The following is a 19,462-nucleotide window of genomic DNA, read 5'->3' on the forward strand; positions in this document are numbered from 1 at the left end:
AAACCGCCCTTCGCCGTCCGGCGACACGATGAGGTCAAGCGCCCCCGGGAACGGCCATGTCCTCGGCAAGCCGCTTGCGGGCGCGGGCGATCCGCGTCTCAACGGCCTTGGTCGTGACGCCCATGATCGCCGCGATCTCGCCGTGCGAGCGACCTTCGAGCGTGGCCAGCAGAAGAGGGGCCTTGAGGCCGTCAGGCAGGCGGGTCAGTGCGCGATGAAGCGCCTCGGCCCGGCGGCGATCGTCCAGTTGGGTTTCTGGAGACGGCGTCTCGATCCGAACCGCCGACGCTTCAGGGGCGTCGAGGCCCATCACGCCGCGCACTACCCGACGCACCGCACGCCGACGGCTCCAGTCCCGGCATTTGTTGAGGGCGATCGACCGGAGCCAGACATCGAAGGGCCGCGCCGCATCATACCGCCGCAGCGCGAGCCACGCGGCCGTGTAGGTTTCCTGGAGCAGGTCGTGCGCTTCCGCCTCATCGCCGACATAGCGCCGAACGAACCTGTAGAGATCGCCCTTGGTCGCCGCCATCAAGGCGCTGAAGGCGCCCCTGTCCCCGCCAGCTGCACGCGCTTCAATGCTGTCGCCCTCCACGCGCCGCGCCTAGCCGGCGTCGGCACGCAGGGCGTCCACCACCGCGGCGTCGAAGACCTCAGCCTGCGCCGGGGTGAGCACCGACCGCATCTCGAAGACGTGTGCGATGGTCGCTTTCTGCAGATCGCCCATGGCCGCGTGGAAGTGATCCACCGCCGCCTGCACCTGGGGCGTGTTTCCATCGCTCGCGGCGATGGCGGCGGCGAGCTCGCGGTTGGCGGTCCGCACCTCTGCTTCCAGCGCGGGGCGACGCGCGGCGAAGCGCGCTTCGATCGCGTCCAGACGACGATCCTGTTCGGCGCTCAGGTCCAACTGCTCGTGAACGACGCTATGCAGACTCGGTGGCTGACGCTCTCGCATGACCAAGGTCGCGCTCGCCCAGGTCGCCGCACCGCTGGCGAGCGCCGCCAGCACGGCTGTCAGGGTGACGGATTTCCAGCGCGCTCTCATCCCCGGACATCCAGGGGATCGAGAGGCGACAGGCCCGCGGAGACTGTAAAGATGCGCAACTCAGAGGGCTCTGGCCTGGGCGACGCCAGGAGCAGCAATCCACCGTTGGCCACGCCGAGCACGAGGGCGAGCCCTACGGCGGCGACCCGAACCTGGCCCATCGACGCCGAATCCCTGCGCACGGCGATCCGTGCCCAGACAGCCTCTTCCAGACCCTCCAACCGCCCCGTATCGCCAGGCGCCGCAGCCCCGATCAGTCGCTCGATCTCTTCAGTCATTACGCACCTGCGTCACGCCCCCTTTGCCATACGCGCCGAACCGCCCAGCCCCTCACGAGGGGGAGAGCGGCCCGCCGCGTAGATACCAGAGAACGACCGGGAGGACCCGCTCGTGTCGGGGGAGGCGATGTGAGCGAGAGGTCAGATCCGGCCGCGGGTCCGTTCCCGGACCGGCTCGATCCGCTGACGGGGGTGCGGTTCTTCCTCGCGCTCGGCGTGGTCCTGTTTCACTACCAGTTGCAATGGACGCTGCCCGAGGGCGCGGCCGGACTGTTGAACCGGGCTCGTCTCGCGGTCGACATCTTCTTCATCCTGTCGGGCTTCATCCTCACCCATGTTTACCTGCAGGGTGATCGGCCGGTGAACTACAGGCGGTTCCTCGCGGCGCGGTTCGCCCGCATCTACCCGGCGCACCTGTTCATTCTGGTGGCGATGCTGGCGCTCGTGCTCGTCGCGCCGCTTCTGGACGTCGGCCTGGAGCCCGGGCGGTTCAACGCTGCGGATTTCCTGACCACCTTCTTTCTGATTCAGGCGTGGTTCCCGCGAGACGGGATGGTTCTGTGGAACGGTCCCGCCTGGTCGCTGTCGGCCGAGTGGGCCGTCTATCTCGCCTTTCCGGCCTACGCTGCGGTCGCCCTGCGATTTCGACACAGGCCATGGATGCTCGTGGCGGCGGCGACTGGCCTGTTCATCCTGCTGGACGCGATCTACCGGCAGTGGTTCGGCTCGGTACTGCCCCGCGCGGAAGACAATATGGGCGTCTTGCGCATTGTTCCGGAGTTCCTGCTCGGGATTGGCCTCTACTATCTCGGAGCGCGCTGGGCGCCGTCCCCGCGGACAGCCATCGCGGGCGCCGTCGGAGCCACCGTGGCGCTCTTGCTCGCCATGCAGATCGGCGCCGACGATCGCCTTATCGTCGCTGCGGCGGGACCCTTCGTTCTCGCCCTGGCGCTGCTCGCCAAGGCAGGTGTCAGGACCTTCCTGTCGCACCCGATCACAATCTTCGCCGGTGAGGCCTCGTTCGCCCTCTACCTCGTCCATATTCCGATCCTGATGGTGTGGCGCAATGCCGCCCAGACTCTCGGGGGCTGGCCGGGCGACTATCGGATGGGTCTTCTTGAACTGGCGGCCATGCTGGCGGTCACCCTCGCCGCGGCGGCCGCCATCTATGGTCTGGTCGAGCGACCGAGCCGGAGTTGGCTGAGACGGCGGACCGTCGGCCGGACGCCGGATGCCGAAGCCAGACGCACCATTCACAGCGATCAAGGAGAGCCCTTTTGACCACCTCCCAGCTCCACCGAAGGCTTTTTCTCGGCGCCGCCGTCAGCGTCGCCCTGACCGGAACGGCCTGCGCCCAGAGCCGGTCGACGAGAAACCTCACGGTCTTCAAGACGCCGACCTGTGCGTGCTGCGACGCCTGGATCACGCACATGCGGCAGGCCGGCTTCACCACCACCATCACCGTTCTGCCGAGCCTGCAGTCCGTCCGCAGCAGTCGGGGACTTCCGGACAACCTGGGCTCCTGCCACACCGGATTGATCGATGGCTATTTCGTAGAGGGCCATGTCCCGGCGGGGGACTTGATAAGGCTGCTTGCCGAGCGGCCGACGGCGCTCGGCCTCGCGGTGCCGGCCATGCCTCTCGGTTCGCCCGGCATGGACACACCGCAGGGAGACAAGGATCCCTACGACACGCTGCTGGTGCTTCGCTCCGGCGCGACCCGGGTGTTCGCCCGTCACAATCCGCCGACCTGACCTGACCCTGTCTCACCTGATTTATAAACCGGAGCCCATCATGTCCCCCAAACCTCTCGTTCTCGCCCTCTCTCTCGCCGTCTCGACGGTGACGCCAGCCGTCGCGCAGGACCATTCCCACGGCCACGCCCAGACCGCCGGGTCGATCAGCGCGGAAGCGACGGACGCGGCCGCGACCGTCGATGCCTTCCATGCCGCGCTCAAGGCCGGCGACACCTCTGCCGCCCTGTCGCTTCTGGCCCCCGACGTCATGATCTTTGAAGAGGGCGGAGCGGAGCGCTCGCGCGAGGAATACGCCTCCCACCATCTTGCGTCGGACGCCGCCTTCGCGGCCGCCTCGGACGCTACCGTGAGCCGCAGATCGGGCTGGGCGGACGGTGATGTGGCGTGGATCACCAGCGAAGGCCGCACCACCGGTCAGTTTAACGGGCGCGCCGTGGACCGTCTGACAACGGAAACCATGGTGCTGAAGCGCCATGCCGACGGCTGGCGCATCCATCACATTCACTGGTCGTCGCGCGCTCCGCGGTAGTTCGCGTCTCGGGTCTGAACGGCTCCGTGCGCAAGCGCGTGGCGTTCAGACCGTATTTGTCCGCTTGCCGGGAATCCCGGACGCCCCGAGGGACGGACGTGACAACCTTCCGGCCTCGAAGAACGGAGCCGCGACCGCAGCGGCGCTCGGCTCCGCGGGCCATTTGCTCGCCCGGATCACGTCGCGACCGGCGGGGGGAGGGTGCCCATAAGCGCAACGACGGCAAGGACGACGAGCCCGAGGGTCGTCTCCGTGACGATGCTGCGCCGCAGCCGTCGAACCGCCGAGATCGACTGTCCCGTGTGCTCCAGCTCCCGGCGCAGGGAGGGTGTGAGGCGGAAACGGTTGTCCGCCGCCAGACTCAGCATCAGCACGAAGAGCGCCAGCTTGGCGATCAGCAGCTGTCCGTAAAGGCTGTCGCCAAGGTTCACGAAACGCTCCGGTCCGACGAGGAACCAGCTGTTCGCAAGACCGGTGGCCACGAGCAGGGCTACGGCGAGAGTGCCAAGGCCCGAGAACCCATGCAAGGCGCGGTGGAGGACCCCATCGTCGACCCCGGCGCGGCGTCGCAGCAGGATCGTCAGCGCCACCAGCGCGCCAAGCCAGAGGGCTGCCCCGACGGAATGGACGATGTCAGAGGCGAGGTGGACCAGGCCCCCGGAGCCTTCTGTCGCCGCGCCGTGTCCTGTCCAGGCGAAGCTCGCGACCACGAAGAGCCCAAGGCCTAGCGAGACGCTCCAAGCCGTCTTGCCCGGCTTTATGGCGAGGACCGCGACGACGGCTGCGAGGGCGAGGGCGGCCCGGGCGACCATGGCCTTACCCAAGGCCGTGCCGGTGATCATGAAGGACAGAGACGCAGGCTTGATGGCTTCCGCCAGCGAGCCGGCCATGACCGCCGTCTGGGCGAGGAGAGCCAGGAGCGCGCTGGCGAAGACCACCAAACCTGACCCTATCAGGATCGCGCGCGACCAGGTGAGATCCACGCCATCGCCGCGCCTGAAGGTGTACAGCAGGAATAGCGGCGTCCCGAGAAGGACGACGGCCCCGGCGTACTGGAGCCACCGTAGCGCGACGACCGCGAGCTCGAGCACGGCGTCAGCGCACGGTGAAGGTGTACGAGCCTGTCATGCGGTGACCGTCGCTCGAGGCGATGCGCCAGTCGATGCGATAGGCGCCAGCAGTCAGCGGTCGCGCCGGTGTCCCCGTGAGGGTCTTGCCGTCTTCAGCGATCGAGGTGCGTACCGCGAGCTTTTCGCCGGCCGAGTTGACGACGTCGAAACCAGAGAACGCCGGCACAGACCGCTCGCTGAAGGTCAAAGTCAGCGTGCGGGTCGCACCCACCGTGGCGTTCGGCGCGGGCGTGGCGCTCACGAGACGGGCGTGAGCCGCAGCTGGTCCAGCGGCGAGGACGACCGCAGCCGCCAAGGCGACATAGGGAACGGGGTTGAATGCACGCATACTGTGTCTCCTGACGATTTGGCCGGTCCGGCCTTCGACTAGTCTACGCGTCGCGTCGACATTCCCCTCGCCAACGGCGACCGACGCTGGACGGCCTAATTCCGTGGAGCCGTCGACAAACCTCGCGGGGGCGGGCCAATCCGCCTGACGTCGCCTCGAAGAGCAATAGCCGCTCGGCGACCTGCGGAAAGTCTCGTCTGAACGCGGTCAGAGCCGCTCCTGAATGGCCTGCATCTGGCGGATTTCACGCTTCTGAGCCTCGACGATCTCTCCGCAAAGCGCGACCAATTCCGGGTCGCTCAACTTGGCCTTGCCGCACATCAGGATCGCGCCGGAGTGATGGGGGATCATTCCGCGAATGAGTTCCTTGTCGCCGATCGCCGCCTGGGTGCGCATGGCGTAGAAGCTGCCCGCGAAGATGATCATCGCGGTCAGCCCGATGGCGAGGTTGAGACGATTGTTCGGATACATCTCGCGCATCAGAACCAGCATAAGGACGGCCATTGGTGCGACCATCATCAGCGTCATGTAGACGTTGTTGAGATTGAAGTCGAAGTGATCGAGCGTCGCGATCATCGTAAACATCACCAAATACATGATGATGAAGTGGACGATGAGTTCAATCGCCAGGTTGCGATAGCTCTTGTCGTGCATGAGGGACCTCCCGCCGGCGAACCGACGCCGACGATCGACGCCGTCCAAAAGCACATACGCGCGGGCAGACCATTTCCCGCGCGTAATCGTCCCGCATCAGGCTCCGGGCTGCACCGAACCCGCAGCGGGGGCTGTTGCGCTGGATCGATGTTGCGCGACCCACTGCTCCAGCTCCGTGATCTCCTGGCGCTGCATGGTAATCGTCTTTTCGGCCATCTGGCGGAGCGCGGCATCGGGGTTTTCCCGCATCAGGACCTCCGACATAGCGATGGCGCCCCGGTGGTGCTCGATCATCTTCAGGGCATAGGTCTCCTGCGGGTCTGCGCCGTGCGCCTGCATCATGGCCTGATGCATCTGCTGTTCGGACGCGGAATAGGGCGTCTCAGGCCCCGCCATCGGCTGGGCCGCCGGAGCGCTTTGTTCAGTCGCCGAGCCCGCATCGGCCGTCTCGGTTCTATCGGCCTGACCCGCAGGACTGCACGCGGTCAGGAGCACGGACAGGGCGGCGGTCGCCAGACCGGCGTTCAGCTTGATCGACATCTTCGTTCTCCGAAAGTGATGATCAACGAACAGTTCTGGCTATGGGACGTTCCGGTCCTCACGCTTGCGCGGCTACGCAGTCGGATTGCGTTTTTCCAGGCGGGACGGATGCCGGCCATCCCACCCGTTCGCCAAGACAGGGCACGATTTCAAACCTTTTCACCCTGAAAGGCTGAAATGATCGGACACGGTCCGCTGTCGTTCGCCGCGCAGGCGCTCGCCAGTCGGCGCAACGCCGCTCTCGCCGTCTCAAGATCGGAGATGGTTCGATCGAGCGCTTCCAGCCTCTCCGCCGCCAGCACACGGGCGCGCGTGCGGTCTTCGCCAGCGTCGAGCGACAACAGCTCTTTGATCTGCTCCAGGGTAAAGCCCGCCGTCTGTGCGGAGCGGATGAACCTCAGCCGGCGCACGTCCTCCTCGCCATAACGTCGAACCCCCGCGCCGGCGCCATCGCGAGACCACCTATCGGGCGTCGGAAGCAATCCGCGACGCTGATAAAAGCGAACAGTCTCCACCCCGACGCCGCCGTCTCTCGCCAACCCTGCGATAGTCCGAACGTTCATGCTTGACTCCGTATCACGGTACGGAACTTAAGACCTGCAGCTCAGATTTGAAGATCAAGGAGCCTGCAATGACCAAGACCGCTGTCATCTATCGGATGGTGATGCCCGACCACACCTGTCCGTGGGGGCTCAAGGCCCGGCATCTTCTCAAGAGCCGGGGCTACAAGGTCGAGGACCACTGGCTCACGACCCGCGAGCAGACCGACGCCTTCAAGGCCGAGCACGGCGTCAAGACGACGCCTCAGGTCTTCATCGACGGCCAGCGCGTCGGCGGCCACGACGATCTGCGCCGCTATCTCGGTCTCAAGGTCCGCGATCCCAAGGCGACCACCTACACGCCGGTCCTCGTCGTCTTCCTGACCACCGCCGTGATGGCGACGATGCTCAGCCTGACGATTTTTGGCACGCCGTTCACCGTGCGGGCAGGGGAGTGGTTTATCGCCCTGTCTATGATGGCCCTCGCCATGCTGAAGCTCCAGAACATCGAGAGCTTCTCATCCATGTTCCTGAACTACGACCTGCTGGCCAAGCGGTGGGTGCCATACGGCAAGGTCTATCCGTTCGCCGAGTTCGGGGCAGGCGCGTTGATGGTCGCGGGCGTCCTGACCTGGTTGTCGGTCCCGGTGGCCCTGTTCATCGGCGGCATTGGCGCGGCCTCGGTCTTCAAGGCTGTCTACATCGACAAGCGCGAACTGAAATGCGCCTGCGTCGGTGGAGACAGCAATGTGCCGCTTGGCTTCCTATCCCTGACCGAGAACCTGATGATGATCGCCATGGCGATCTGGATGCTGGTTATGCACTACGCTCTGCCGGCGTCAGCGATGGCGATGTAGGTTCTGTTCATGCTAGTCTAGAGGAGGCAAGTGAACGCGCAAGAATCGATTGTTAATTCGAGTTTGAGATTGTCAATACGTCTCGAAAGATTGCGCGATCACGCGGTTTTTACATCGGTCTATTTATCTAATGTTTTCAGAACCAAGCCGAACGGTCGGGCGGCGAGCCGGTGTTAAAGTAGGTGGGCCGCGAAAAAACCAACTGATTCATGATTTTACCCAGCTTAGAGCAATCGAGTGGGGAGTGAGGGGCGGCGGGCATGCGGGTGCGGCCTCTGGCGATTTGGTTGACGCCAGGGCGACATTAGCGGTCGGGTTGGGATAGCGCGAACCCGTAGATCTACGGTGGTGAAGGGTGCCGGAGATGCTCGATCTCTCGTGGGTATTTGGGGTCCGCTTCTGACTCATTGCTGACCTTCCGAAGGTCCGCTTCCGGCGGAATGGAAGTTTGTGTCTAGTGGGACCACACTTTTCGTGTCGCGACCAACACTGAGAAAGAGGGGGATGGGCGGGACGTGGCGATGGCCTTCGCCTCGCAGCTAGATGGTCGCCTTGCACCAGATCGTTTCGATCGAAACTGTACCTACGAGCATCCGATGAATTGGGCACTTGTCGGCGATCTCCAGCAACCGGATCCTCTGTTCCTCCGGTAGCCCAGTCGGCAGAGTGATTGTTCGGGTGAACTGATCCGACGGTGTCGCCCCCAAGTCCCGGGTCAACAAGACCTCGACGGACATGGCGCCCAAGGTCCAGCCTTTCCGGTTGGCGTACAGGCGCAGGGTCTGGGCCGTACAGGAGGCGAGCGCCGCCTGCACCAGCTCGTGAGGGGTCGGACCGAGATCCAGCCCGCCCAGGGCGACGGGTTCGTCGACCACGAAGCGGGCGGGGCCCGCGGTGATCGTCAGTTGTAGGCCGCCGAGACCGGCGTCGGTCGCGATCGAGGGCCGGGAAGCTGCGTCGGTCATGGGAATCCTTCGGCGAAGTTTGGAAAACAGGGACGCCGTCGCCTGCCTTGGCGACGGCGACTACATGAGCATGTTCGACGGCGTCGGATGATCAGGCGTCCGCCAGGACCGCGAGCGCGGCGTCGCGCTCCTCGATCAACTCCTGCACCGAAGCGGCCAGACCGGCGCGCGTGAAGGCGTCGAGCTCCAGACCCGTGACGGGCGCATAGACGCCGTCGCGGCAGGTCGTCGGCACACCGCAGACCAGCCCTTCGGGAATGTCGTACTGGCCGATCGAGGCGACGCCCATCGAAACCCAACGGCCGTTCGAGCCCTGCACCCAGTCGCGCATATGGTTGATGGCGGCGTTGGCGGCCGAGGCCGCCGAGGAGGCGCCGCGGGCTTCCAGCACGGCCGTGCCGCGACGGGCCACCTCAGGGATGAGGGTGTCGCGATACCAGGTCTCGTCGTTGATGAGCCCGGCCAGAGACTGGCCCTCCACGGTCGCATGGCTCCAGTCGGCGAACATGGTCGGGGAGTGATTGCCCCAGACCGCGAGCTTCTCCACGGCATCGACGGGGACGCCCGCGCGGCGCGCGAACTGGGCGGCGGCGCGGTTGTGGTCGAGGCGGATCATCGAGGTGATGGCGCCGGGCGGCAGATCCGGCGCGGACTGGATCGCCACCCAGGCATTGGTGTTCGCCGGATTGCCAACCACCAGAACCTTGACGGAGCGTTTGGCGACCGCGTTCAGGACCGCGCCCTGGGTCTTGAAGATGGCGGCGTTGGCCGCCAGCAGGTCGCGGCGCTCCATGCCCTTGGCGCGGGGGCGCGACCCGACCAGAAAGGCGGCGTCGATGTCGTCGAAGGCGATAATGGGGTCGTCGGTGGTCTGGATGGAGGTTAGTAGCGGAAAGGCGCAATCGTCCAGCTCCATGACCACGCCCTGGAGCGCCGCCTGAGCCTGAGGCAGGTCGAGGAGGCGAAGATCGATCGGGGTGTCGGGCCCGAACACATCGCCCTGGGCCAGGCGGAACAGCAGGGCGTAGGCGATCTGGCCGGCGGCGCCGGAGACGGCGACCTTGACGGGGGCGTTGGGCATCGGAACCTCAGGATTGCGGGGTTTGAGAAAGGGCTTGGTCGATCGAGGCGGAGACGGCTTCGAGGGTCAGGGCGGTGTCCAGACGTCGGTGCTGGACGAAGAGCGTCGGCGTTCCATTCACCCCGGCGTCGCGGGCACGGGCGACACGGCGCTCCAGGGCCGCGATGGCCTCGGGATCGGTGATGCAGGATTGAAGCCGCGCCTCGCTGATGCCGAACCGCGCCGCGATCCTCAGGAGGGCGTCGCGCGGGCCGCCGCCGTTCGCCCATTCGGACTGGCCGTGCATCAGGGCGTCGATGACCTCGAAATAGCGATCTTCGCCTGCGCACCGCGCCAGCAGAACGCCGGCGGCGGAGAGGTTGGCGGGGCCGGTGATGAATTCGCGATAGATCAGCCGGACCCGCCCGGCGTCGATGTAGCGCCGCCGGAGTTCGGGCAGCACCTCGATGGCGAAGCGGGCGCAGGGGCCGCAGGTGGTCGAGGCGTATTCGATCAGGGTCACGGGCGCGTCAGCCTGGCCCAGCACCATGTCGTCGGCTTCGGCCGCGCGCGGCGCACAGGCGGTGATCAAGGCGCCGACGCCGCCCGCCATGAGGACGCGGCGTGACGGCGTGAAAAGGTCATGAGGCATTGGTGATTCCAGAAAGGACGGAGTGGAGGCGGATCAGCGTGCGCAAGGGATGTCGCGCTTGGCCGCCTCGGCGAGGCAGGGGGCGACGAACAGGTCTCCGCGCCAGGCGCCGCGCACCGTACGGGCGCCGACGATCAGCCACAGCACCAGCAGTGCGGCGACCAGGGCCATGCCGAACAGGTTGAAGGCCGGGATGGGGAGCAGGGTTCCCAGCTTCAGCGTCGCGACAGAGAAGACGCCGAGTGGGAAGGTGTAGCCCCACCAGCCCAGATTGAACGGCAGGCCCTGACGCAAGTAGCGCAGGGTGATCAGCACGGCCATCGCGGCCCACCACAGGCCGTAGGCCCACAGCAGCAGGCCGCCGATCAGGCCGATCCCGCGCGCGGCGTCGCCGTACTGGCCCAGACCGGCGGCGGTGAAGATGGCGGGCGCGGCCTGGCCGAGCACCAGCATGCCGAGCGCGCCCGTGCCGATCGGGCCCAGCGACAGCCAGCTGGAGGCCGCCATACCGGCGTGCGGCAGTTTGTGGATCGCCATGCGGAGCACGAGGATGACCAGGATGCTCATCGCCAGCGGCACGGACAGGGCCCACAGGCCATAGCTGACTACCAGCACCGACAGGGCGGCGTTCGGGTCCGCGAGGTGCGGCGCGATCAGGCCGCCGGTGACGGCCGCGACCTCGGCCGCCACGACCGGCAGCAGCCAGACGGCCGTCATCTGGTCGATGGCGTGCTCCTGGCGGGTGAACATCATGAAGGGGATGCCGATGCCGCAGGCGACGGCAAGGGCCACGTCGATCCACCACAGGGCTTCGGCGACCGGCACGACGCCTTCGCCCCAGCGCGCCAGGCCGAAGGCCATCAGGCCGTTGATGATGGTCGCCAGCCCCATCGGGATGCAGCCGAAGAACATCGACACGACCGAATGGCCGAAGATTCGTCGCGCGCCGTCGAAGAAGAAGATCCAGCGCGCCGCGTAGAGAACGGTGAACAGGGCGAACAGGCCGATGTTGAAAACCCACAGGGCTTCGGCGACGATTTTTACGCCGGGTATGGGGACCGGAAGCTGGTTCAGCGCCAGGGCGAGGATGCCGGTTCCCATGGTGGCGGCGAACCAGTTCGGCGTGAACTGCCGCACGATCTCCCTGGGCGATTGCAGACTCGCCAACGGGCGAAGGCCGAAGGCGACGTCGCGAACGTGAATGTCATGAGCCATGAGAGGTTATCCAGACGAGCGGTCAGCCCGCGGTGAAGCGATAGACGGCGCCGAGCACGACGGCGGTGACCAGAAGGCAGGCGGGCAGGGTCAGCATCTGCAACGCGGCTTCGCGGCCGCTGATCCAGCCCGTGTCGATGATCACGCGACCGGCGAGGCAATCGTTCAAGGAGCGGATGCGCTCGCCCGGCGCAGGCGTATCGGCCAGCAGGCTCATCCCGGTGAGAAGGCCGAAGAACATCAGGCCGAGAACGGTGATGAAGCCCAGGGCGAGCATCGCCTCGCCGTGACCGAACACCAGCCAGAACACGGCCACCATGGCGGCGTAGAGACCCGCGACCGCCTTGACCATTGCGGGGTGAACGCCGGTAAGGCCGACGCCAGGCTGGACCCGGTGCAAGGTCTCGCCGGATTGGGTCGCGGCGATGGGAGAAGGCGGAATGAAAGGCGTCTGCGGTTTTACATTCTCAGGACCGATGGCCTGGCGCCTGGCGACGGACCTGCGGCCTTGGCGCATGGCCGGAGCGGCGAGAAGGGTGGTCATGGCGGCTCTCCTTTCGGAGTGGAGGCCAGTCTTCGGCGCGCTCCTCGACATCCGGGATGCGCCTCTTGGATCATCAGCTCCAACGGATGTTTTAGATAGGTTTGTTCGCTTTGATCGAATGAACGCCCTAGGGGGTGATCAGCGCGGCTGCCCACGCAAAGGCGGCCTGCAGGCCAAGACGATGCTCGGGGGCGGTGTTGATGAACGTCGGGCTCGGGTGTGGCGCGAGACACAGCTCCACTTCAGGCCGCAGGCGGGTCAGCGTCGGAGCCGCCATCGCGGCGACGCGGCCGCACAATACCGCGGCCCTGAGGCGATGAAGCGGGGTGACCAGTCCCTCTAGCGTGGCCAGGCCGGAGGCGATCTCCTGTCTTGTCAGCGGTCGCGCGGACCCCGAGCGAAGCCAGGGGACCGTGTTCCAAAGGACGATGCGGCGGCGGTCGAGCCCCGCTGCTTCCATCGCGCGCTTCAGGTTGCGCGCGGTGCCCGTGGGATTGTCGATGGAGACGAGGCGATCCGCTTGCGGTCCCGGGGCCGGTGTCTCCAGAAGCACAAGGATTTCCGCCTCGTCTCCACCGTCGAGGGGGTCGAACTTCGGCGTACCTTGTTGAGCGCCCACGCCCCTATCCAGAGCTCTCAGGAATCCGTTCAGTCCGTCGAGATGCGTGTGAGGCGGCGCGCGGTCATTCACCAGTGAAGGCCAGACACCGCCTTGACGAGCCGACGCGCTCAATGGCGTGACGCCGTCAGGGACGCCAGGAACACCTCGCCCGCCTTTGAGCGATAGCGCTGCTTGTGCCGCAGGAGCCAGAACGGGCGGTCGGGCAAGGTCAGGGGCAGGGCGGCGAGGATGCCGGCGCGCAGGCGCGCGGCGACGACATTGCGCGACACGACCGTCGCTCCCGCACCGGCCTCGACGGCGGCGGCGACCGCCTCATTCCCGGGCAAGGTCATGGCCACGTCCAGAGCGTCGATGGCCAGCCCGCGCTGATTGAGGGCCGTCTCAAAAGCCGACCGGGTGCCGGAGCCGGGCTCGCGCAACACCCAGGTCATTTGCTTCAGGTCCGGCGGCCCGGCGCCGTCCTGGGCGGCGGGGTGGTCGGCCGCCACGACCAGCACCAGTTCGTCGTGATCCAGAACCGAACGGCTCAACGCCGGCTCGTTCAGTTCGCCCTCGACCAGACCCAGTTCAGCGCAGCCCTCCAGGACAGCGTCGGCCACCTCGCGCGTATTGCCGATCGAGACCTCGATGCGGATGCCGGGATGAGCCTGATGAAACCGGGTCAGTCGGGCGGGAAGCCACCAGCCGGCGATGGTCTGGCTGGCGTGGATCGACAGTCGTCCGCGTTTCAGGCCGCCCAGGTCGTCGAGCGCGTCCTGCGCCGCCTCGACACGGGCGAGGATCGCCTTGGCCTCGACGAGGAAGGTTGCGCCCGCCTCGTTCAGGACGATGTTGCGGCCAACGCGGTCGAACAGGGCGACGCCGTGGCGGCCCTCCAGCGTCGTCACCGCCGAGCTGACCGCCGACTGGGTCAGGTTCAGGGCCTCGGCGGCGCGGGTTACGTGCTGGCGCTCGGCGACGGCGACGAAGATGCGGAGCTGGTCCAGGGTCATGGGACAATCCTAACCCACGAAGCGGCGACTTCGACAGGGAACGTTCGGCGACGGCGAACGTTCCGAGCGGAACATCGCGTTGGTCGTCCGGGACGATCGCCTGCAGGATCGGATCATGACCCACGCCCCACCCTCCCGATGGATCAGAACCGGCGTCCTGGCGCTTGGCTCGGCGACTGCCGGTGCCGCAGTTATGGCCTTCGCACAGATGCCCGGCTCGGACTTCGATGCGGCGATGGCCGAGGCGATGGAGCGGATGCACCGCGACATGGCGGTAGAATCCACCGGCGACCCAGACGTGGACTTCGCCGCCATGATGATCCCGCATCATCAGGGCGCCATCGACATGGCGCGCGTCGAGCTTCTGTACGGGCAGGACGAGACCATGAAGCGTCTGGCCCAGGGGATCATCATTGAACAGACCCAGGAAATCGCCCTGATGCGCGACTACCTGACCCGCCATTCTGATGCGCCGACGCCGACCGGCGGCGCGACCTCGACCCATCACGGACACGGATCATGACCCTGACAGCCCGCGCCATCGCCGCCCTTGTTCTCAGCCTGTCCGCCGGACACGCCTTGGCCGATCAGGTTCCGGGCGCGGCGGCGGCGCCCGCCATCCCGATCAGCAGCCAGGATCGGTTCTATTCGGCCGACCAGTTCTCCAACACCGTCTCGGTGGTCGATCCCTCGACCAACGGCCTGCTGGGGGTGATTTCCCTCGGCGAACCGACTCCGGCCAACCTCAGCCCGCTCTACAAGGGCCAGTTGCTGGTCCACGGCATCGGCGCGGCGCCGGACGGCAAGACGATCGCCGTGGTCTCGATCGGGTCCAACTCGGTCAGCTTCATCGACACGGCCAGCAACACCGTCAAACATACCACCTATGTCGGGCGCTCTCCGCACGAGGCCTTCTTCACGCCGGACGGCCGCGAGGTCTGGGTCACGGTGCGGGGCGAGGCCTATGTTTCGGTGCTGGACGCCGCGACCTATCAGGAGACCGCCCGGGTCGAGACGCCCAACGGGCCGGGCATGACCATCTTCTCGCCGGACGGCCGCTACGCCTACATCTGCTCCAGCTTCAGTCCCGAGACGGTGGTAGTCGAGACCGCGACCCGTCAGATCGTCGGTCGGGTGGCCCAGGCCAGTCCGTTCTGCCCCGACATCGCCGCCACGCCCGATGGAAGCCAGGTCTGGATGACGCTGAAGGACGTGGGCAAGACCATGGTTTTCAACGCCCGTCCGCCGTTCGCTGTCCTACAGACGCTCGACACCGGCCCCTTGACCAACCACGTCAACATCGTGCGCAACGCGGCGGGCCAGTTCGCCTATGTGACCGTCGGGACCGAGAACCGGGTCAAGGTCTATCGCACCGACACCTTCACGCTCGTGACGGAGATCGAGGTGGGGTCGCTGCCGCACGGTCTGTGGCCCTCCGGCGACGGCTCGCGGATTTACGTCGGGCTGGAGAATGGCGACGGCGTGGCGGTCATCGACACCCTGGCCAACCGCGTGATCGCCACCGTGCCGATCGGTCAGGGACCGCAAGGGGTCACCTATGTGCCGCGTGCGGTCACTCAGGGTGACGGCAGGGCCAACCTCACGCCCCTGGGCGCAGCTCGCGCCTCGCATCAACTCGTTCTGACGGGCGAGGGCGACACCCGGTCCCAGGCGACCTTGTTCGAGCAGGGGCAGGTCCAGATGCTGCAGATCGCCGCCGCAGGCCTCCAACCCGGCAAGCCCTATGTCCTCGCCTTCGCCAATGCGGCGGACGGATCGGGGACGCTCGAGCCTCTGACGAAGTTCATGACCAATCCGGCTGGGTCTGCGGTCGTCAACGCCGTGGGCCCGATCCGTCAGGTGGTCGCCGCCGACGCCGGCGCACCCCGCCGTTGGCTGGTCATCGCCTCGGGCACGCCCGAGGCGATCGGCGCGGTCGTCCAGAGACAGTCGGAATAGGACCGGCCGCCATGCGGATCGACAAGTTCGTCCATAGCTGCCTGCGCCTGACGATCGGTGCAGATCGACTGCTCTTCGATCCGGGCAAGTTTTCGTTCGTCGACGGACGGGTCGATCCTGCTGTCTTTTCGGATGTCTCGACGATCGTCCTGACGCATGGCCATCCCGACCACATCGACCCTGACGCTCTGGCCAGGATCGTGCAGGCGAGTGGCGCGACACTCGTCGGCAACGGCGAGGTCGCCGACAAGCTCGGCGAGAAGGGGCTGTCGGTCACGGTGTTCGAGGAGGGCGAACGGACCTTCGGCGCGTTCCGGCTGCAGGCTCAGCCGGTCGCGCATGAGCCCATCCTGTCGGACGAGAGCCCGCAACTGACAGCCTTCCTCGTCAACGACGTTTTCCTCAACCCGGGCGACAGTTTCGACAGCCGTCTGGATCGGTTCGCGGGCGTGGAGGTGCTGGCCCTTCCGGTGATGGCGCCTTACCTGACCGAGCTCACTGTCCATGCGTTCGCCAAACGGATGAAGCCAAAATCGGTCGTCCCGGTCCATGACGGCTACGCTCGCGACTATTTCCTCAGGCAGCGTTACGACGTCTACGAGCCCTATCTGGACAAGGCCGGGATCAAACTGCACCGGCCGATGGCGCCCGGAGACGGGTTCGACGTCTCTGACCATGACTGACGCAGTCTGCACCTCCACCGGTTTCGCGCGATTGCGATCGCGATAAAATGGCGGCGGCTCGGCGTGGTAACTCAGGTGAATGTCGCCTTTGCGCGGTGACTGTCATGTCCGCTCATGGCGCGAAGCTGGCTTTGCGCTTCGCTGTGGTGGCAGGAGTGGTCACCGAGGCCCCGACGTGCCACTCGTCCCGGTGGGAAGGCAGGCGGCCATGGGGATCGCAACTTTGGGAGCGGACGGCAGCATCGATGTTCTCGAAGCCAGCACGCCGGAGAAGCGGAGCGCGCCGGGGAATAGTTGTTCAACGCCGACCGAGCGCTCACGCGCTCGGTCGGCGTGCGGCGGCGCGCGACTTTGAAGCCAGGCGGAATGAAATGGCAGGAGATCTGCCGATAGATGACGATGAGCTCCAGGCCTCGCCTGTTCTTCAAAACGTCAGGCTATGGTATCCGCCTATGCCTAGGTATACCGGTACGATTCCCTCGCGCACCACGCCTGCGGCATTGTCAATACACCCCGAAAGATCTCGTGATCACGCGCTTTTTACATCCGATTATTTCTTCACTGTTTTCAACAGTCCACGATCTATTCGGACTACGATACGGCGCTTTAGGTGACCTCTGGTGCAAAGTCCTTGCCGATCAACGCGCTACCGGCCTTCGTGTAATCGAGTGGGAATAATTCGGGGCTTTCGGGAGCTTTCGAAACCGCTTCCGATTTGATCTGTAAGGCCCTGACGTAAAAGTGAATTCTGTCGAGACCCTTCGAAGCCTTTCGGAGGGTCCTTTTTTCGTGATGCCGACCTGTCTGACGGTATCGCCCGGCGTTGCTCCCGGGGATTCAGGCCCATACCGTCACTCGCACGGCGACCCGATGACGGTATTAATTCAGCACAAGATGCTGGAAAGATTGAAGAATATCAACCTTGAGCCGCCCATTTCCAGGACTGCCCGGTGCGAGGAGATTTTACCGTGCTTACCGCTGCCGCGCTGAAGAATCTGAAGCCAAAATCAAAGCCTTACAAGAGTACCGACAGGGACGGCTTGTACGCCTACATCTCCCCTGGCGGCGCTATCTCCTTCCGCTACGATTATCGCTTCAACGGCCGCCGGGAGACGCTGACCCTGGGCCGCTACGGGCGGGGCGGCCTGAGCCTGGCCCAAGCCCGAGCGGCTGTTCGAGATCAAGCGGACGATCGCCAGCGGCGTGTCGCCGGCTCTGGAGAAGCAGCGGGCGAAGCGTCGCCTACAGGAGGCGCGCAGCTTCGAACATGTGGCGCAGCGCTGGATGGACACCGCCCCGATGGCTGACAGCACGCGCAACGTGCGCCGGTCGATCTTCAATCGAGAGATCCTGCCGCATTGGCGCAATCGTCTGCTCAGCGAGATCACGCCGGATGACCTCCGGGCGCACTGCAAGACCATCGTGGACCGCGGCGCGCCGGCCACGGCGATCCATGTGCGGGACATCGTCAAACAGATCTAGGGCTGGGCGATCCTCCACGGCGAGAAGATCGACAATCCGGCGGACAGCGTCGGACCCGCTTCCATAGCGACCTTCCGGCCTCGCGATCGCAGCCTTTCGCCGAGCGAGATCCGCATCGCGCTGGTTCTGCTGAGCGAGGTCGCGACCCTGCCGACCATCCGGCTCGGCTTGAAGTTCATCCTGCTCAGCATGGTTCGGAAGAGCGAACTGCAGGACGGAGTCTGGCCGGAGGTGGATTTCGAGAACGCCGTCTGGTCGATCCCGGCGGCGCGGATGAAACGGTCGCGGCCGCACAACGTCTAGTCGTCGCCGGTCTCGGCGCGCAGACGGTCGAGCAGGGCGACGGTCTCGGTTCGCCCGGACAGCACGGCGAGCGCGTCGTCCAGGCCGCGCAGGTCGAGCTCGACCACCACGCTGTCGTGACCCTGCTTGACCAGGAAGCGGTGCGACTCCGGGGTCAGCACCTCGCGTACGAGCCGGAACTCCTCCTGGGTCAGGCCGAAACCGTCGATGTAGTCCCGGGCCTGGCCGTGAGCGTTGGGCAGGAAGATCTTGGTCGCGCACTGCTCGAGGATGGCGTGGGCGATGGGAGAGCGAAGCGCATCGGCCGGGGACTGGGTGCCGAACACCATCAGGGCGTTTCGACGCTTGAGCAGGTTGTCGTCGAACCCGGCGAGTTCATCTGCCTTCTGGGGCGAAACGGCCAAGGCAAGTCCACGCTGCTGCGGACTCTGGCGGGCTTCATACCTCCGGTCGATGGCGAGGCCCGTCTTGATGGACGGCCGGTGCGGCAGTGGCCCGCCGCCGAGCGGGCGCGAAAGGTCGCCGTGGTTCTGACCGACAGGCCACAGGTCGGCGCGCTCCGCGTTCATGAACTCGTCGAGATGGGGCGTCAGCCTTACACGGGTTGGACTGGCGCGCTGTCGGACGAGGATCGCGAGATTTGCGAAGACGCATTGAAACAGATCGATGGCGGCCATCTGCGTGACCGCTATGTCGACAGCTTGTCGGACGGCGAGCGACAGCGGGTCATGATCGCGAGAGCCTTGGCCCAGCGTCCTCAGGTCATGTTGCTGGACGAGATCACCGCCTTCCTGGACCTGCCCAGTCGGGTGACCATCACGGCGACCCTGCGCCGGATCGCCCGCAAGACAGGCGTCTCAATCATTCTGTCCAGCCATGATCTGGAGCTATCGCTCAATGCCTCCGACCGAATTTGGCTGCTGCCAAGCGAGGGCCGTTTTATCGATGGCGCGCCCGAGGATGTCGCCCTGTCAGGTGCAATCGGCGAGGCGTTCGACCAGGCCAATCTGGCATTCTCGCTTCAGAGCGGCCGGTTCGAAACGCGTGGGACCAACCGTGGAATGGTTTTTATCGAAGCCGACGGTCTTGCGGACGTGTGGTTGGGACGCGCCATCAAACGGATGGACTTTGGGGTCAGCGGATCCCAAGCAGAAGCCGACGTCGTCATCCGCCACTCGAGGGAGGGCTATGAAGTTGATGGCGAGACCTATTTGACGATCCAGTCTCTGAGCAAGGCGCTCATCCACCAGCTTGGATAGGGTTCCTGCAACGTCGCCTTGTTGCGTCGATCAGAATGTCCGCTCATGGCGCTGAACAGATCCAAAGAG

General features: G+C 65.7%; 23 protein-coding genes and 1 pseudogene. 9 read left to right on the top strand and 15 right to left on the bottom strand.

Translation table 11 applies throughout. The features are described 5' to 3' along the window. Positions 1–34 precede the first annotated feature (34 nt). Genes ASF81_RS10200 through ASF81_RS10210 form a run of 3 tightly spaced genes read right to left on the bottom strand, consistent with a single transcriptional unit; the run spans position 35 to position 1,323 of the window. Positions 35–595, bottom strand: a complete 561-nt coding sequence (locus ASF81_RS10200; protein WP_055808263.1) for an RNA polymerase sigma factor — start codon at positions 593–595, stop codon at positions 35–37. A 9-nt stretch (positions 596–604) separates the two neighbouring features. Next, positions 605–1,045: a Spy/CpxP family protein refolding chaperone gene (locus ASF81_RS10205; protein ID WP_055808265.1), complete on the bottom strand. Its 441-nt coding sequence runs from the start codon at positions 1,043–1,045 to the stop codon at positions 605–607. Continuing rightward, a complete protein-coding gene (locus tag ASF81_RS10210; RefSeq protein WP_055808267.1) occupies positions 1,042–1,323 on the bottom strand; it encodes a hypothetical protein in 282 nt (93 codons plus the stop codon). Before ASF81_RS10210 ends, ASF81_RS10205 begins: the two co-directional genes overlap by 4 nt. 129 nt (positions 1,324–1,452) lie before the next feature. On the opposite strand from ASF81_RS10210, the gene ASF81_RS10215 reads away from it, so the two are divergent. From ASF81_RS10215 to ASF81_RS10225, 3 genes are read left to right on the top strand one after another with little or no spacing between them, the layout of a single operon-like run. After that, the gene (locus ASF81_RS10215; protein ID WP_200932939.1) at positions 1,453–2,604 is read left to right on the top strand and encodes an acyltransferase; all 1,152 of its coding nucleotides are present in this window, start codon (positions 1,453–1,455) and stop codon (positions 2,602–2,604) included. Then, entirely contained in the window at positions 2,601–3,077 is a 477-nt protein-coding gene (locus ASF81_RS10220; RefSeq protein ID WP_055808271.1) for a DUF411 domain-containing protein, read from the top strand. The genes ASF81_RS10215 and ASF81_RS10220 overlap by 4 nt, the downstream gene beginning before the upstream one ends. 40 nt (positions 3,078–3,117) lie before the next feature. Further along, entirely contained in the window at positions 3,118–3,609 is a 492-nt protein-coding gene (locus tag ASF81_RS10225) for a nuclear transport factor 2 family protein (RefSeq protein WP_055808273.1), read from the top strand. Between the two features lie 176 nt (positions 3,610–3,785). Here the strand turns inward: ASF81_RS10225 and copD are convergent, their stop codons facing one another. The 5 genes from copD to ASF81_RS10250 all read right to left on the bottom strand — a co-directional run bounded on the left by copD (position 3,786) and on the right by ASF81_RS10250 (position 6,824). Then, positions 3,786–4,700 (bottom strand): copper homeostasis membrane protein CopD, encoded by a 915-nt coding sequence (gene copD, locus ASF81_RS10230; RefSeq protein WP_055808274.1) that lies wholly within the window; start codon positions 4,698–4,700, stop codon positions 3,786–3,788. A gap of 4 nt (positions 4,701–4,704) precedes the next feature. Next, complete coding sequence (gene copC / locus ASF81_RS10235; RefSeq protein WP_055808276.1) at positions 4,705–5,067, bottom strand: copper homeostasis periplasmic binding protein CopC; 363 nt, start codon at positions 5,065–5,067, stop codon at positions 4,705–4,707. A 207-nt stretch (positions 5,068–5,274) separates the two neighbouring features. Next, positions 5,275–5,721 (bottom strand): DUF305 domain-containing protein, encoded by a 447-nt coding sequence (locus ASF81_RS10240; RefSeq protein WP_055808279.1) that lies wholly within the window; start codon positions 5,719–5,721, stop codon positions 5,275–5,277. 96 nt (positions 5,722–5,817) lie between these two features. Beyond that, a complete protein-coding gene (locus ASF81_RS10245; RefSeq protein WP_082503530.1) occupies positions 5,818–6,261 on the bottom strand; it encodes a DUF305 domain-containing protein in 444 nt (147 codons plus the stop codon). A gap of 149 nt (positions 6,262–6,410) precedes the next feature. Continuing rightward, on the bottom strand, positions 6,411–6,824 hold the full coding sequence (locus ASF81_RS10250; protein WP_055808281.1) for a MerR family transcriptional regulator: 414 nt from the start codon (positions 6,822–6,824) through the stop codon (positions 6,411–6,413). A gap of 68 nt (positions 6,825–6,892) precedes the next feature. On the opposite strand from ASF81_RS10250, the gene ASF81_RS10255 reads away from it, so the two are divergent. Further along, complete coding sequence (locus tag ASF81_RS10255; protein ID WP_055808283.1) at positions 6,893–7,657, top strand: glutaredoxin family protein; 765 nt, start codon at positions 6,893–6,895, stop codon at positions 7,655–7,657. A gap of 539 nt (positions 7,658–8,196) precedes the next feature. On the opposite strand, the gene ASF81_RS10260 is transcribed toward ASF81_RS10255, so the two are convergent. From ASF81_RS10260 to ASF81_RS10290, 7 genes are all read right to left on the bottom strand, one after another. Further along, entirely contained in the window at positions 8,197–8,622 is a 426-nt protein-coding gene (locus ASF81_RS10260; RefSeq protein ID WP_055808285.1) for an OsmC family protein, read from the bottom strand. Positions 8,623–8,713: 91 nt separating this feature from the next. Beyond that, positions 8,714–9,703 (bottom strand): malate dehydrogenase, encoded by a 990-nt coding sequence (locus ASF81_RS10265; RefSeq protein WP_055808287.1) that lies wholly within the window; start codon positions 9,701–9,703, stop codon positions 8,714–8,716. Positions 9,704–9,710: 7 nt separating this feature from the next. Then, a complete protein-coding gene (locus tag ASF81_RS10270) occupies positions 9,711–10,334 on the bottom strand; it encodes a DsbA family protein (protein WP_082503531.1) in 624 nt (207 codons plus the stop codon). 33 nt (positions 10,335–10,367) lie between these two features. Further along, positions 10,368–11,549 carry a TDT family transporter gene (locus ASF81_RS10275; RefSeq protein WP_055808292.1) on the bottom strand — a complete coding sequence of 394 codons (1,182 nt, stop codon included), beginning with the start codon at positions 11,547–11,549 and terminating at the stop codon, positions 10,368–10,370. Between the two features lie 22 nt (positions 11,550–11,571). Then, positions 11,572–12,093, bottom strand: a complete 522-nt coding sequence (locus ASF81_RS10280; protein ID WP_156363211.1) for a hypothetical protein — start codon at positions 12,091–12,093, stop codon at positions 11,572–11,574. 127 nt (positions 12,094–12,220) lie between these two features. Beyond that, positions 12,221–12,712: a uracil-DNA glycosylase gene (locus ASF81_RS10285; RefSeq protein ID WP_162237593.1), complete on the bottom strand. Its 492-nt coding sequence runs from the start codon at positions 12,710–12,712 to the stop codon at positions 12,221–12,223. A 110-nt stretch (positions 12,713–12,822) separates the two neighbouring features. Beyond that, positions 12,823–13,707: a LysR substrate-binding domain-containing protein gene (locus tag ASF81_RS10290; RefSeq protein WP_055808299.1), complete on the bottom strand. Its 885-nt coding sequence runs from the start codon at positions 13,705–13,707 to the stop codon at positions 12,823–12,825. 115 nt (positions 13,708–13,822) lie between these two features. Between ASF81_RS10290 and ASF81_RS10295 the strand changes: the two genes are divergently transcribed. From ASF81_RS10295 to ASF81_RS10320, 5 genes and pseudogenes are all read left to right on the top strand, one after another. After that, on the top strand, positions 13,823–14,230 hold the full coding sequence (locus ASF81_RS10295; RefSeq protein WP_055808492.1) for a DUF305 domain-containing protein: 408 nt from the start codon (positions 13,823–13,825) through the stop codon (positions 14,228–14,230). Next, the gene (locus tag ASF81_RS10300; protein WP_055808301.1) at positions 14,227–15,666 is read left to right on the top strand and encodes a YncE family protein; all 1,440 of its coding nucleotides are present in this window, start codon (positions 14,227–14,229) and stop codon (positions 15,664–15,666) included. The genes ASF81_RS10295 and ASF81_RS10300 overlap by 4 nt, the downstream gene beginning before the upstream one ends. An 11-nt stretch (positions 15,667–15,677) precedes the next feature. Next, complete coding sequence (locus ASF81_RS10305; protein ID WP_055808303.1) at positions 15,678–16,349, top strand: MBL fold metallo-hydrolase; 672 nt, start codon at positions 15,678–15,680, stop codon at positions 16,347–16,349. A gap of 968 nt (positions 16,350–17,317) precedes the next feature. Beyond that, positions 17,318–18,131 (top strand): annotated as a pseudogene (locus tag ASF81_RS15685) (tyrosine-type recombinase/integrase); the annotation flags it as partial. Between the two features lie 278 nt (positions 18,132–18,409). Beyond that, positions 18,410–19,393, top strand: a complete 984-nt coding sequence (locus ASF81_RS10320) for an ABC transporter ATP-binding protein (RefSeq protein ID WP_235559323.1) — start codon at positions 18,410–18,412, stop codon at positions 19,391–19,393. Positions 19,394–19,462 lie beyond the last annotated feature (69 nt).

It is taken from the genome of Brevundimonas sp. Leaf168 (assembly GCF_001423685.1).
Lineage (GTDB): Bacteria > Pseudomonadota > Alphaproteobacteria > Caulobacterales > Caulobacteraceae > Brevundimonas > Brevundimonas vesicularis_C.